Genomic DNA, 13,459 nt, shown 5'->3' on the forward strand with positions numbered 1-13,459 from the left:
TCGACCTTGCAAGCAAGGTCTAATCTCACTCGTTGTTCAGTTTTCAAAGATCAAATTCTTTCGTTTCGTTCATCGCTGCATCTCAGCGGCGACTTTTATAATATATCATGCCGCCCATCATTTCGTCAAGCACTTTTTTTCGATCTTTTTTTCAGCCAATGTTTGCGCTTGTCGAATCCTCGTTATTAATGACCCGAGGTTTCATGGGGCGAGTTATAATTTAACACATAAAACATTAATGAGTCAACCTCTAAGTCAAAAAAACGCAAATACTGCTTATAACTTTCCCCGATACGTCTTTTCCATGCATAAACAAAGAGGGAGAGCTTTTCTCCCTCAAAATGAACGCACCAAAGTAATTACTTAATAATAATCGATGTCCAGATCATTATTCCGCCGAATAACGGATCCCCGGGCTGTCCGATCCCGAATCGTCGGACCATGCTGCCGTTTCTTTTACCAGGGACCGGTTGACCAGCTTGCGCATGACAAGAGGCAGCTCGTTTTTCACGATGCGCAAATCCGGATGATGTATCAATTCCTCAATGCTCCACGGCTGAGTTCTGCTTCCCAAAACGCGGAACAGCAGGACCGAGCACTCGGCCATCTTGGACATCACGGAGAATTCGCAAGCCAGAAGCACCAGTTCTACCCGCTGCCGAATCGTTTCCGTGCTCTGGGTCAATTCCTCGTACAACTTGTGGATCGCCGTGTTTAATTCCTTGACTTGTTCCCATACAGCCTGGTTCGGCAGCACCCCGCGTTCGATGAGTTCGATCCTCGCCCAATGCTTGAGCGAATCCAGCACGGATTGATAAGCATCGATGACGTAACCCGCTTGCAAATAACGCTTTGCTTCGACGTAAATACTGAGGAACCGCGAAAATTCGTACAGCATTTGCCGGTCCCGCAGCGGCTGATCAAACGCCGCATATTCATGGCGCAGCCGGGCCAGCTTGCCGCCGTCATCCCTAACAAGCTCCCCTTCCACGAAACAGCGAATCAAGTCTCCTTTGTCCCCTGTTATCAGCCAGCTCTGAAGGGATTCGGCCGAAACATGCAGCGTCTGGCACGGCAGCCCTCCTACGAGCGTATGCTCGACCACCAGCTCCGCTTCCTGGCCTTCGCGAACGATGAGGACGATGTAATCGAAGTCATGAAGCAAAGATCCGTCGAATTTGTGGGCTTCTTGACGATATATAATCATGCCGATGGCATCGGTATCAAAAGACTCTCCATAAAAAAAAGACAAATTGGACAAATCCATGTCTCCCTCCATGCATTCCTTGGCGAAAAGCAGCCAATTCAGTTATAATATACTTCTACATGTTCCATGTCAGTTCCTCTTTTTGAATACAACTAAATCGATGATAGGAGCCAATGATCCATGATCTTCAAAACAGCAAAAATCGTTGCTTTCCGTACCTGGGGACTGCTGCTGACGATCATCGGCATGATGCTGATGGTGCTGGGCACGGCAGGGATCGTCTTCTGGGGACAAGCCGGAAAAATCGTGGCGGCGATCGGTCTCATCATCGGCCTGATCGCCATGATGGGCAGCCTGGGGATTTATTTTTGGGCCGGGATGCTTTCCACGAGCGTAAAAACGATCGAATGCCCGGAATGTCACAAACCGACGAAAATGCTCGGAAAAACGGACCGCTGCATGTTCTGCCGAACCATCATGACGACCGACATCAACCTGGCGGACATTACGGACGACGAGCTGGAAGAACTTCAAAAACACAAGGAAACGCAAGGCAGCCCTTCATCAGCCGTCCATCACCATTAAGCGCCTTTCGCTTCTGAGTGCTAAAAAACAAAGAACCGGCCACCCTTAACGGATGGCCGGTTCTTTGCGTTCAATACGGAATATCTCTAACGGATCTCAACTATAAAAAAGGATCAAAAAGAAACAATACAATGATTCACGAAAATTTTCGAATCACTTATAAGTGCAGCATGCATTACTTTGAAATATTTTGGAGCACATCCCAGGCTTCATCGGTACCGAAGCTGCGGGTCCATGCCGCGACGCCGGCGAGATTAAGCTCCTTAGCCAGCTTCACCCTTTCGGCGAGCGACGTTTTGTCTTCAATCCATATTTTTTTCACTACGCCGTCTTCCGTGTATTCGACGTAGTTCTGCTTCACGTCCTCCAGATACTGCGGTTTCAGCTTCTTCTCCGCGATGATTTCATTTACGGTTTTCATTCCTACCGCTTTGGAGGATACTTTCGTTTTACCGTCCTTCACTTCTTCCGACCAGATCCGCGTGTACAGCGGGACCGCCAAAATCAATTTTTCGGGCGGCACCTCGTCCTCCTCGAGAATTTTGCGGACCGCCGACCCGGCCCATGGCAGAGATGACACCGATCCGGCTTTCGGACTGGATGCCCAGTGCTCGTCATAAGCCATCAAAATAATAAAGTCTGCCGTTTCCCCAAGCGAACGCCGATCCAAAAAACGCGACCACATTTCGCTTCCCGACTTCGGAGTAACGTCCACCGACACGATCAAACCCTTCGCCCGGGCCAGCGGTTTCAGTTCGCGAACGAATTGGGACACGTTTTCCCCGTCTTTCGTTTTGACGTTTTCGAAATCCAGATTGATGCCGTCCAAATGATACATCTTGGCGAATTCAAGGATCTGGTTGATGGCGTTTAATCTGGTCTCGTAGGTGGCCATCGCTTTCGAAGTAATATCGGGGTCAAAGCTGTTGTTGAGAAGCCCCCATACTTCCATGCCGCGGGCATGGGCTTTTTGCACGTAGGCGGTGTCTGCATTGCTGCGGACGTTGCCCTCACCGTCGATGATGCTGAACCAGGTCGGGCTGACGACATTGACCCCGGTCATTTGATCGATGACGGACGGGTCGGGCTTTTTCTGATAAACGGCCTCCCAGGCCAGGTTTACCGGTTTGCCTTCCCAGTTCCGTTCGGCTTGCGTAGGCTCTTCAGGAACGGCTTCGACCGTTTTCTTTTCGCCGAGCTTTACCTTGGACTTTGGCACGTAACCGGCATATCCGTTATCCATCTGCACGAAATACCATGAAGCCTCGGATCCCCAAATCCGCAGGGATGTACCCCCAGGCATGTCCGCCAAAATCCGTTCATGTTTGGACGGCCCCTTCCGAAGCGCCGTTTTGGAATCTCCATTGCCGGCGACTTTGCCCGTCTGCACCGTATCCCCGGCTCTCAGGAGCAGCACCGCGCCCGTGTTCCGGTCCTCATGAACGGTGACGCCGTACAGCTCTTTCAGCGGTTGAATCGGCATATAGAGCAAGCCCTTTTTCTCCTCCGGCGCAAAACGGAGCTGTACCTGCTTATTATTCAGCTGCGCATCCTTTTCCCCCGTCTGCAAATGCATCACCTTGGCGGGGGTCGTCATGATCAGCGACTGCGATCCTTTTTCATAGCGTATATTGGGGTCTACCGTTTCCTGCAGCACCGAGAGCGGCAGCTTCAGCTGTTCGCCCGAACCCTCGGCAGGTTCGTCGAGCAATTTGCCCTGAACGAATATGGGCTTGTCCATCCCTTTCCAGTCCGGCTTTTCATGCAGCGGATTCGGAAGCACCTCGGTAACGGTCACATAAGCTCCGGCTGCTATCAGGCATAATCCGAGAAAAATGGCAAACCGCCTTTTCGCCGTGGGACGGCGTTTACGTCTACTTCTACTCAAAGGCTGATCCTCCGTAATCTAAAGATTCGTATTGCCGAAAAGATTGTTAACTAAAAAAACGTGGGATCCATTGCAGGAATCCGCACGTTTTATCGAAAGCAGAAAGCATGAAACGGATGCTTTACTTATTTTTGCAACTGCTGCAAATCCCGTACAGCTCCATGCGCAATCCTTGGATCTGAAAGCCGGTGCTTTTCTCAGCAGTATGCTCCACGTCCTCCAGGGACGGGTAACTGAAATCTTCGATTTTTCCGCATTTCTGGCAAATCACGTGAAAGTGATCCGATACGTTCGCATCAAAACGGCTTGAATTATCTCCATAGGTCAGCTCATGAACCATACCGGCTTCGATCAGCATTTTCAAATTATTATATACGGTTGCTACGCTCATGCTCGGAAATTTAGGTTCCAGCGCACGATAAATTTCATCCGCTGTTGGATGGCTCATGGACTCCATGAGGTAAGCCAATATCGCATGACGCTGGGGCGTAATCCGAACACCATTCGATTTCAGTTGTTCCAATGCATGCTCGACTCGCGTTGACATCTTACCCACCGCCTTATAAATTAAACAGAATTCTAATATTCTCGAATGTTAACGAAAACAATTTTCAATTGAGCATTCAAAGCATATTTATAACTTTATTGTACGTTCATCGTTTCGACTTTGTCAACGAAGGGGCCCTCCCTGAAAGAACTTGGAATAAACGATATGCGCCCGCTCAATATTTATTCACGCTCAGATCGCTGTTGCCTTCGATATGGACTTTATGTTCCCCCAGGCCGATGGTGCCCGTAATGTTCTTTTTATCCACGGTGAACTCCGGAAACTGGTTATGGATATCGCCGTAGCTGATGCTGCCGTCGATTTCGTAGCTCCCCGCTTCGGGCAGCGCAAGGGTAAGCTCCCCTACGGCGCTGTAAATGTCCCAATCGCCTCCGACGACGCCGGAACGTGCCGTAATGCCGCCGTTCAGCGATTCCGCCTTCAGACCGGAACGGATTCCGTCCACGTCGATATTCCCGTTTTTCGTTCGGACATCAATAGCCCCAAGCGATTTCCGTACCGACAAATTGCCCACCTGCGTCGTGAGGGTCACGGCATCGGAAACGTCCACCACCTGCATGCTGCCTTGATTGGTGCTTAAATCGACGGAGCCCAGGACATGGTAAGCGTTGGCTTTTCCGTTCAGCGTGCTGCCCTTTACGTTCCCGGTCACCTGATTCAGATAAAGATCGCCGCTGGCCGTTTCCATCGAAATTTGCTTGATCGCCTCGACATGCTGCAAGCGGATGCTTCCGTTCATCGTCCGCAGCGACAGGTCGAAACGCCGGTCCTCCGGCAGCGTAATCGTCAGATTCATGCGCGGCTGCCTTTTGCCGGATTGTCCGTACGCTTTCCCTTTGGTTTGAATGGTAATGGTGCTGTCGCCGCTGACATCAAGCGAAGATTCTCGTCCAATCGCTTCGGCTTCCGGGCCCGTAATCTGATCCACCCAGATCTCCGCCTGAACCCCGATGTCCGCCACCGGCCCGCGCTGGACGATAATATCCCCGTTAATGTTTTCGACGTTGACGTTTTGCGTCTTCAGCGTTACGGGAACCGCCAGCAGATCCTTTCCGACGCTGTTCCCTTCCGCTTCACTGTAGTCGACGCCCGCTGCAGCGAGATTCAGGCTCACCTTGTTCCAGAGATGCAAGTAATGCTTTTGCTCCGCCACGATAAACACGGATGTCGACAAGACCGCGGCCAGCATCACCCCTCGCAGATCCAGCTGGAATCGCCGGCCCGCTCCTTTAGCATGCCGCGATATCAGATGCAATATGATATATTCAAGCCCCCACAGCACGATGATGAGCGGCCACCATTTCAGCAGCAGCAGCAAATGATCGGTGCCATGAAGGGCATCGCCAAAAAGAAGCGCGCCCGTCGCGATCAGCAGCAGGACAGCCGTGAATCTTCCGACGCGCATGCGCCGTTTCCGGTTCATGATATCCCTCCGTTCGCCCGCCTTATTGTCCGCTCTTTTCCCGATCCGTTTTTTGAGAGCCGCGCTGTTTTCGCAAAATCCATATTTCCCGGCACCCTGCCCACAAGCCCGCAGCCACCAGGAGCGCCGCCACCATGACTTTCCCGTAATCCTCCAAGTAGATCTTCAGCCACCGCGGCTTTTGGTAAAAAAGAAACATAAGCGCGCCGCCCGCGATCAGCATGATTCCGAAAAACGAGCTTCGTTCGACGGTAAACGGATTCCGGTACGGTGAAGCCTCCCGAACTTCTTGCCCCGAATTGCGGACCTTGTGCAGGATGACGTAATCCGCCGATTGCAACACGTCATACACGTTGTAAAAATAAGTCACCGGAATGACGAGCGCCAGCAAAATAAGCAGCGGAACGTTGATCTGCATCCCGATGGACGAGAAATACAAAAGCGCCGAAGCGTCCAAGAGCAGCGTAAAAATAAAGGCGATACCCTTACGGTACAGCCCGAGATAGATATGGCCGAGACCCGGGCAAACGGCAGCCAGCAATCCGGCCATAAATTTGCGTTTGCGGGAGAACAGGCGCCGGGAGCGGACAACGGTTTTCTTTTTATTATGCATGCGGTGTCCTTTCGCCGCTTCTTTGTCCGAACCGCCGGTATGTTTAACGCTGTGCATGTTCCCGCTCCTTTCCCGCTCAAGTAGTTCTATGATTTTCAATCATTTTTAAGCAAAAAAAAGCCTACCCTATATTCTATATAGATGATACTACCCTATATAACCGGCACAATAACAGGTAAATATCTGGATGCGCGCCCTTAAATAAGCAAAAAACTCCCTTTTGGGAAGGGAGTTTTCGGTACGTATTAATCAATGGAGACCGTGGATACCCCGTCAATTCTGCGAATCCGGGAAGCGAGCTCCAGCGGATCGAATGCCCGTTTGCTGAGCGCGTTCAAAGCGATTTCGACCGTGGTTGAAGGCGGCTGAAGCTCGCCGTACGGCACGTTGCTTCGCTCGTTGACGACCGCTTTTTTCACGGTAATCTCCTCTTCCTCCAGCAGGTCGGATATGGATTCGAGCAGCCCCGGAGCAGAAATGGCGCAAACCGATATCAAATGGAGCTTGCTGCTGCGGATATACCGCTGCTCCAGCTTGTTGAACACGACCAGCGTCAGCAAAATAAGAAACGTCGCCGCAACGGAGGCAAAGTAAAAACCCGCGCCTACCGCGAGCCCGACGGCGGCAACGACCCATATCGACGCGGCCGTGGTTAGACCCGTGATCGATTTCCCGGTAAACAAAATCGTTCCGGCTCCCAAAAAGCCGACCCCCGTAATGACGGCCGAGGCCAGTCTCGCAGGATCGATCCGTATGTTGATCTCGTGCACGAATTCGGAAAAACCGTAAATGGACAACATGATAATAAGCGTCGATCCCATGCATACAAGGATATGAGTCCGAAGGCCGGCTGCATGGTTGGAGCGTTCCCGTTCCAAACCGACAAGCCCGCCCAATAGCATAGACAACAGCAGGCGCAGCAGGATATGCACGTTATCTATATACCATGGATCCGTCAAAAGCCAATCTCTCCCCAGTTCTCCCTATGAATGCAATTGCGCCGCCATAGGAAGGATCATTTAAACCGATATGTCCGCCCGCTTGTGGAAGGTCGTAAGCTCCACGCCAGGGGCAACTTCAAACGTCTCGTAAGGCACAAAGCCGTATTTGAGGTATAACGCGACCGCAGGTTCATTTTTGGCGCCGGTCGACACGATAAACAGCGGAACGTTCGGATGGCTTTCAAACACATGCCGGATGAGGCTCCCCGCGATGCCTTTGCGAAAATGGCCCGGATGGACCATCATGCGCATCAATGTCAACGATCCCGGCGTTTCCTGTTTCGTCGCCACCGCGCCAAGCAGTTCCCCTTCCTCGTCCAAGCAGCCGTAAAACGTTTCGCCGCAGTTCCGCAGCGTTTCATGGGTATCGAGGAGCGGCGGAATATCGTAAAACCCGAGTTTTTCGGCCTCCAGCCGGTAGGCTATGTGCTGCAGCCTCCAAATTTGGTCCACCATGTCCCCGTCCTGCAATGAAAGCTTGGTTATCACAGGGATCCCCCTTTTCAGGCTATACGCCGCAAGTCAAAAAAAGAACAAATGAACCGGCGAAAAAGATTCGCCTAACAAAAAAGGGCTTGTCCGGCGGACAAGCCCCAAGACCCGTTCCTCTTACTACTTAAGCACTTCTTCCAGCAATTTGTTGACGATCGCCGGATTCGCTTTCCCGCGGCTCTCCTTCATGACTTGGCCGACCAGGAAGCCGATCGCTTTCTGCTTGCCCGCTCGATAATCCTCGACGGATTGCGGATTCGCGGCAACCACCTGCTCGACGATCGATTTGATGGCGCCTTCGTCGCTGATCTGCACGAGTCCTTTTTCCTCGACGATTTGCTGCGGAAGCTTGCCGCTTTCGAGCATTTCCTTGAAGACGGTTTTGGCGATTTTCGTGCTGATCGTGCCTTTGTCGATCAGGCCGATCATTTCGCCCAAACCTTGGCCCGTCATTTTCACTTCGGAAAATTCCAGGTTGTTGGCGTTAAGATAGCCGAGCAGCTCGCCCATAATCCAGTTGGAAACGGATTTCGCGTCTTTCGTGTATTTCAGGCTGTCTTCGAACAGATCCGCGATCGGCTTCGAGGAGGTGATCACCTCGGCATCGTAGCTAGGCAGACCGTATTCATTGGTATAACGCGCCTTTCGGGCATCCGGCAGCTCCGGAATCGATTCGCGGATGCGGTTTTTCCATTCTTCGTCAATGTATACCTTCACCAGATCCGGGTCCGGGAAATAGCGGTAATCATGAGCTTCTTCCTTGCCGCGCATCGTAAACGTTTTGCCCTGCGCTTCGTCCCAGCGCCGGGTTTCCTGCACGACGGTCCCGCCTTCGTCCAAAATTTCCGCCTGGCGGTATTCCTCGTATTCGAGGCCTCTTTGCACGCCGCGGAAGGAGTTCATGTTTTTCAGCTCGGCACGCGTGCCGAATTCCTTTTGCCCGTAAGGACGGATGCTGATGTTCGCGTCGCAGCGCATCGAACCCTCTTCCATTTTGACGTCGGATACTTCGCAGTATTGCATGATGGCGCGCAGCTTCTCCAAATAAGCGCGGGCCTCTTCCGGCGAAGAAATTTCCGGTTCCGACACGATTTCCACGAGCGGCGTGCCGACGCGGTTAAAGTCCACCAGCGAGGCGTACCCTCCGTCGATATGCGTCAGCTTGCCCGCGTCCTCCTCCAAATGGAGGCGGGTGATGCCGATCCGTTTCGTTTTGCCGTCGACTTCGATGTCGATCCAACCGTTTTGTCCGACCGGCTGATCGTATTGGGAAATTTGATAGGCCTTCGGCGAATCCGGGTAAAAATAGTTTTTCCGGTCGAATTTGCTTACGTCCGCGATTTCGCAATTGAGCGCCATCGCCGCTTTGACCGCGTATTCTACCGCCTGCTTGTTAAGCACCGGCAGCACGCCGGGATGTCCCAAGCAGATCGGGCACGTGTGCGTGTTGGGCGGAGCGCCGAATTCGGTCGAGCAGCCGCAAAAAATTTTGGACTCGGTCTTCAGTTCGACGTGGACCTCGAGTCCGATGACAGTTTCGTATTTTGAAGATGGCATGTTTGGGTTCCCTCCTTTTAAGCCGATTACAGGTTAGGCCGCTGTTTATGATGTTCGGTGTTTTGCTCGAAAGCTCCCGCCACGCGCAGCACCGTGCTTTCGTCAAACGGTTTGCCGATGATTTGCAGGCCGACCGGCAGCCCCTCGGAGAAACCGCAAGGAACGCTGATCGCCGGTACGCCGGCAAGGCTCACCGGAATGGTCAAAATATCGTTCAGATACATCGTGAGCGGATTGTCCACCTGAGCGCCCAGCTTAAACGCCGGCGTCGGAGCCGTCGGCCCGATGATTACGTCATATTGCTCGAACACCTGGTCGAAATCGCGTTTGATCAACGTGCGCGCCTTCTGCGCCTTCAGATAAAACGCATCGTAATAACCGGAGCTCAGCGCGTAGGTGCCCAGCATGATCCGGCGCTTGACTTCGGGACCGAAACCTTGGCTGCGGGATTCCAGGTACAGATCCAGCAGGTTGCCGGATTGTCCGGCCCGCACGCCGTAACGGACGCCGTCGAAACGGGCCAGGTTGGAAGAAGCTTCGGAGGAAGCCAGCAAATAATAGGCGGCAACCGCATATTCGGTATGCGGAAGGGATACTTCCTCGACGACCGCGCCCATGCCTTCAAGCAGTTTCAGCGCAGCCTCGACCTGCTGCTTCACGCCCGCGTCGACGCCTTCTCCCATATATTCCTTCGGAACGGCGATGCGCAGACCTTTCACGTCACCCGTGAGTGCGCTCAAATAATCCGGAATGTCGACGTTGGCCGAAGTCGAATCCATATTGTCGTAACCGGCAATGGCCTGCAGGACATAGGCAGCGTCTTCGACGTTTTTCGTGACCGGACCGATCTGGTCGAGCGAAGAAGCAAAAGCGACCAGGCCGAAACGGGACACGAGCCCGTACGTCGGCTTCAGGCCGACAACGCCGCAATAGGAGGCCGGCTGGCGGATGGAGCCGCCGGTGTCCGAACCAAGCGCAAAATAAGCCTCTCCCGCTGCGACCGATGCCGCCGAGCCGCCGCTGGAACCGCCCGGAACGCGCTCAAGATCCCATGGATTGCGTACCGGATGGAAACTCGAGTTTTCGTTCGAGCCGCCCATCGCAAATTCGTCCATGTTTAATTTTCCGATCGTGACGGCGTCGGCTTCCCGCAGCTTGCGCACGACGGTCGCGTCATATACCGGATTGAAGTTCGACAGGAATTGGCTCGCGCAGGTCGTGCGGATGCCTTCCGTCACGATGTTGTCCTTGATGCCGGCAGGCAGCCCGAAAAGAAGACCGCGCTCCTCTCCCGACGCCAATTTGTCGTCAAGACGGCGGGCCGTATTTTTCGCGCCCTCTTCGTTTAAAGTCAAATACGCGCCGATCCGTTCATCGCGTTCCGATATGGTGCGGAACGTTTCTTCCACCAGCTCCAGCACAGAAAGCTCCTTTTGATGAAGCTTGCTATGTATTTCTTTCAAATTTTGATTGATCAGGCTCAAGTTGCCTCTTCCTCCTTTCGTAATGAAACATTCTATTCGAGCACGGCCGGAACTTTGAACTGTCCGTCTTCTTCGTCCGGCGCGTTCAGCATGACCTTTTCGAGCGGCAGGCTTTCGCGTTTCACGTCCTCGCGCATCACGTTGCTGACAGGCAGCACGTGGGTCGTCGGTTCAACCCCGTCCGTATCGAGTTCATTCAATTTTTCCGCATATTGTAAAATAGCGTTCAGCTGTTCCGTGAACATCTGCTCTTCCTCCGCGCTCAAATTGAGGCGGGCAAGCTTGGCCACGTGCCGAACGTCCTGATTGGTGATGCTCATAAATCGGATTCCTCCTTATTCCTTCTTATATTAAAGGATTAAAGCCTCGGATAACGTTTCTAATTATATTGCAGAACCAAAGACAATTCAATGCGGAGCTTGGCTCCCGCCGGAAAAACCGGGCGCTCCGCCGGATTCCCCGGCAGGCCACCGCTCCGGTCCGAGCAGCCTTTGCAGGCTCTTTGCCAAGCTCTTCAAACCCGTATAGCAAACGTGCCTTTCCAAAACTTAGGGATAAAAAACATGGGGTATATCATAAGGAACAGATTCGGAATCCACCATGCGGGATCAAATTCGCAGCGGATCGCCCAATAGGAAACGGCCATCATCCCGGAGCAAAACGTCAATCCGAGCGAAATCAAGGCCGCCGATTTCCAGGCCGGCGATGGCTTGCGGTACAAATACAGCGCCGTCAATCCGGTTGCCGACACCAGCATGTCGAGCGGAAAAAACGACCAGTTCCAAGCGATCAAAATCGGGTTCCTATAATCGGAATAAGCCCATTCGGGAGGGATGAGGCCCAGTGCCGTCGCGCCGAAATATAGAATAAACGAAATATCCGTCAACAGAAAAAACCATTTCAATACGTGCATGGAGGGCTCTTTTCGATGGAAAACGTTCATTGGATCAGATCCCCTTTCCCCGTTCGTCCGCCAGCTCGGAAATGCCCGCCGCAAGCTCCGTTTGGATTTTTTTCTCCGAAATGTCCGAAGGCTCTCCCGACGAGCGGGCTCCATGGGCTCGATCTCCCAAATTCAGCCCGATGACGCCCAGGATGATTAAGGCAATCGAAACGGCTTTGACCAGCGTCATCGATTCATGGAAATACATGTACCCGATAACGGCAATGGCTGCCGTGCCGACTCCGGACCATATGGCATAGGCGACGCTGACAGGCACCTGCTATAGAGCCAGGTTCAAGCTGGAAAAGGCTAATATGTACAGCACGATCATCAGTATGGACGGTACGATTTTGGTAAAACCGTTGGACATCTTCATCGAGACGGTTCCCCCGACCTCCAGCGCAATCGCAAAAATCAAATAAACCCATGACATGCCTTCATCGCATCCCTTCCGAAGATTCGGCTATGTCGCTCTTTCCGTCCCCTTGCGAAACAATGCCGAATAACAGCATATCGACCATCGCATCAACGGCGCCGACGAGGGACACCTTCGCGTTCACGAGGAAATCCGGGTCAAAAACGGCAAACGACGCTCCGCGCATGCACTGAACGACCGACGGAATGTCCACGGGACGCAGTTCCCCCGACGCGATGCCTTCCTGGAGCAAGGCTTCAACGGTGCCCCACTCCTCCTCCAATAAACGATCGACCTTGACCCATTCCTGCGGAGCGTGGCGACGCATCTCTTCAAGCACCCGCGCATCGGCAAGCCGCAGTCCGCTGGGCACGATCGACAATATGGCTTTTAATTTCCGCGCGGCGCTCCAATCCGGACGCCCGTAGATGTCGCGCTGGGTTTGCAGCACTTCGTGGATCGCTTCGTCCACGATCGCGCCGATCAGCTCTTCCTTGGATGCGAAATGCTCATAAATGGTTCGTTTGCTGATTCCAAGCTCGGATGCGAGATCCCCCATCGTAAATTTGAAGCCTTTGCGATTCAGCAGCGTAAGCGCGGCCTGCTGCAATTTCTCTTTCATGAACAACCTCCCGGATTCATTTTCGGTAACAATAAAACCATTTTATTATTTTTAGTACCAAAAAAGTATACCGCGTTTCAGATAAAAAAACAAAGCTTCGCTATTTTCATAGCGACATGCATCCGTATCCGGTATGCGGGCATTTTCAACCTACAGTTCGGATCCACCCCGCCGGACGGCCAGTGTGAAGGTTTAGTAAACCATATACACAAAAAAGAGCCGGCATGTAGCCGACTCTTCTAAATCCAGGCCCGCAAATTCACTTGCTTGATGAATTCCGCCTGCGAAAGCACCTCTGGCGCCGATTCCTCTTCTTCTTCCTGATCGAGCTCGCCGTTCATGATCTGATGAAACAGCTTCTCGTTATATGTCGCAAGTGCGTAATCGATCAGCGCTTCCCGCGTGGTCATCTCCACTTCATGCTGAATGAGCAGCTCTTCCGGCTGCACATCACCCGATGGCACGAAAAAGTTTCGGTTAATCTTAGGCACCCGGATCACATAATCAAACGCGTTGTCCGGGTTCCGGTCATAAGCAATCAGATAACCGTATTCCCCTATAGGAAGGTTCTGCTCAAAGGCGTCCGCGACGATCACAATCTTTTCCCCAAGTTGCAGCATCGTCTACCTCCTAGATGTCTATCATTGTTTGTATAGTCTAC

14 protein-coding genes and 1 pseudogene are annotated in these 13,459 nt (G+C 52.6%); 1 reads left to right on the forward strand and 14 read right to left on the reverse strand.

Annotated elements, in window-relative coordinates:
• Positions 1 to 388: 388 nt before the first annotated feature.
• Positions 389 to 1,267 carry a nucleotidyltransferase-like protein gene (locus GQY55_RS24135; protein WP_160044478.1) on the reverse strand — a complete coding sequence of 293 codons (879 nt, stop codon included), beginning with the start codon at positions 1,265 to 1,267 and terminating at the stop codon, positions 389 to 391.
• Between the two features lie 120 nt (positions 1,268 to 1,387).
• Here GQY55_RS24135 and GQY55_RS24140 point away from each other — a divergent pair, with 120 nt between their 5' ends.
• Positions 1,388 to 1,792: a YgzB family protein gene (locus GQY55_RS24140; protein WP_160044479.1), complete on the forward strand. Its 405-nt coding sequence runs from the start codon at positions 1,388 to 1,390 to the stop codon at positions 1,790 to 1,792.
• Positions 1,793 to 1,967: 175 nt separating this feature from the next.
• On the opposite strand, the gene GQY55_RS24145 is transcribed toward GQY55_RS24140, so the two are convergent.
• The 13 genes and pseudogenes from GQY55_RS24145 to GQY55_RS24205 all read right to left on the reverse strand — a co-directional run bounded on the left by GQY55_RS24145 (position 1,968) and on the right by GQY55_RS24205 (position 13,418).
• Entirely contained in the window at positions 1,968 to 3,680 is a 1,713-nt protein-coding gene (locus GQY55_RS24145; RefSeq protein WP_160044480.1) for a glycosyl hydrolase family 18 protein, read from the reverse strand.
• Positions 3,681 to 3,801: 121 nt separating this feature from the next.
• Entirely contained in the window at positions 3,802 to 4,227 is a 426-nt protein-coding gene (locus GQY55_RS24150; RefSeq protein ID WP_160044481.1) for a Fur family transcriptional regulator, read from the reverse strand.
• Positions 4,228 to 4,402: 175 nt separating this feature from the next.
• Entirely contained in the window at positions 4,403 to 5,671 is a 1,269-nt protein-coding gene (locus GQY55_RS24155) for a DUF4097 family beta strand repeat-containing protein (RefSeq protein ID WP_160044482.1), read from the reverse strand.
• A gap of 22 nt (positions 5,672 to 5,693) precedes the next feature.
• Positions 5,694 to 6,341, reverse strand: coding sequence for a hypothetical protein (locus GQY55_RS24160; protein WP_236575831.1), 648 nt, complete (start codon positions 6,339 to 6,341; stop codon positions 5,694 to 5,696).
• A gap of 188 nt (positions 6,342 to 6,529) precedes the next feature.
• The gene (locus GQY55_RS24165) at positions 6,530 to 7,243 is read right to left on the reverse strand and encodes an MgtC/SapB family protein (protein ID WP_160044483.1); all 714 of its coding nucleotides are present in this window, start codon (positions 7,241 to 7,243) and stop codon (positions 6,530 to 6,532) included.
• A gap of 60 nt (positions 7,244 to 7,303) precedes the next feature.
• On the reverse strand, positions 7,304 to 7,774 hold the full coding sequence (locus tag GQY55_RS24170) for a GNAT family N-acetyltransferase (protein WP_160044484.1): 471 nt from the start codon (positions 7,772 to 7,774) through the stop codon (positions 7,304 to 7,306).
• A 123-nt stretch (positions 7,775 to 7,897) separates the two neighbouring features.
• On the reverse strand, positions 7,898 to 9,334 hold the full coding sequence (gene gatB, locus GQY55_RS24175; RefSeq protein ID WP_160044485.1) for an Asp-tRNA(Asn)/Glu-tRNA(Gln) amidotransferase subunit GatB: 1,437 nt from the start codon (positions 9,332 to 9,334) through the stop codon (positions 7,898 to 7,900).
• A gap of 26 nt (positions 9,335 to 9,360) precedes the next feature.
• The gene (gene gatA, locus GQY55_RS24180) at positions 9,361 to 10,818 is read right to left on the reverse strand and encodes an Asp-tRNA(Asn)/Glu-tRNA(Gln) amidotransferase subunit GatA (RefSeq protein ID WP_160044486.1); all 1,458 of its coding nucleotides are present in this window, start codon (positions 10,816 to 10,818) and stop codon (positions 9,361 to 9,363) included.
• A 32-nt stretch (positions 10,819 to 10,850) separates the two neighbouring features.
• Positions 10,851 to 11,138: an Asp-tRNA(Asn)/Glu-tRNA(Gln) amidotransferase subunit GatC gene (gatC, locus tag GQY55_RS24185; protein WP_160044487.1), complete on the reverse strand. Its 288-nt coding sequence runs from the start codon at positions 11,136 to 11,138 to the stop codon at positions 10,851 to 10,853.
• Positions 11,139 to 11,332: 194 nt separating this feature from the next.
• The gene (locus GQY55_RS24190; RefSeq protein WP_236575832.1) at positions 11,333 to 11,761 is read right to left on the reverse strand and encodes a DUF5360 family protein; all 429 of its coding nucleotides are present in this window, start codon (positions 11,759 to 11,761) and stop codon (positions 11,333 to 11,335) included.
• A gap of 4 nt (positions 11,762 to 11,765) precedes the next feature.
• Positions 11,766 to 12,194, reverse strand: a pseudogene (locus GQY55_RS24195) (DMT family transporter).
• A gap of 4 nt (positions 12,195 to 12,198) precedes the next feature.
• A complete protein-coding gene (locus GQY55_RS24200) occupies positions 12,199 to 12,798 on the reverse strand; it encodes a TetR/AcrR family transcriptional regulator (protein WP_160044488.1) in 600 nt (199 codons plus the stop codon).
• A gap of 239 nt (positions 12,799 to 13,037) precedes the next feature.
• Positions 13,038 to 13,418 (reverse strand): ATPase, encoded by a 381-nt coding sequence (locus tag GQY55_RS24205; RefSeq protein ID WP_160044489.1) that lies wholly within the window; start codon positions 13,416 to 13,418, stop codon positions 13,038 to 13,040.
• Positions 13,419 to 13,459 lie beyond the last annotated feature (41 nt).

It is taken from the genome of Paenibacillus sp. USDA918EY (assembly GCF_009870825.1).
Taxonomy (GTDB): domain Bacteria; phylum Bacillota; class Bacilli; order Paenibacillales; family Paenibacillaceae; genus Paenibacillus_AQ; species Paenibacillus_AQ albilobatus.

Excerpts from the sequence above, each read along its gene's own strand:
- GQY55_RS24135 (WP_160044478.1), bottom strand. The coding sequence starts at position 1,267 with ATGGATTTGTCCAATTTGTCTTTTTTTTATGGAGAGTCTTTTGATACC.
- GQY55_RS24140 (WP_160044479.1), top strand. The coding sequence starts at position 1,388 with ATGATCTTCAAAACAGCAAAAATCGTTGCTTTCCGTACCTGGGGACTG.
- GQY55_RS24150 (WP_160044481.1), bottom strand. The coding sequence starts at position 4,227 with ATGTCAACGCGAGTCGAGCATGCATTGGAACAACTGAAATCGAATGGT.
- GQY55_RS24155 (WP_160044482.1), bottom strand. The coding sequence starts at position 5,671 with ATGAACCGGAAACGGCGCATGCGCGTCGGAAGATTCACGGCTGTCCTG.
- GQY55_RS24160 (WP_236575831.1), bottom strand. The coding sequence starts at position 6,341 with ATGCACAGCGTTAAACATACCGGCGGTTCGGACAAAGAAGCGGCGAAA.
- gatB (WP_160044485.1), bottom strand. The coding sequence starts at position 9,334 with ATGCCATCTTCAAAATACGAAACTGTCATCGGACTCGAGGTCCACGTC.
- gatC (WP_160044487.1), bottom strand. The coding sequence starts at position 11,138 with ATGAGCATCACCAATCAGGACGTTCGGCACGTGGCCAAGCTTGCCCGC.
- GQY55_RS24190 (WP_236575832.1), bottom strand. The coding sequence starts at position 11,761 with ATGAACGTTTTCCATCGAAAAGAGCCCTCCATGCACGTATTGAAATGG.
- GQY55_RS24200 (WP_160044488.1), bottom strand. The coding sequence starts at position 12,798 with ATGAAAGAGAAATTGCAGCAGGCCGCGCTTACGCTGCTGAATCGCAAA.
- GQY55_RS24205 (WP_160044489.1), bottom strand. The coding sequence starts at position 13,418 with ATGCTGCAACTTGGGGAAAAGATTGTGATCGTCGCGGACGCCTTTGAG.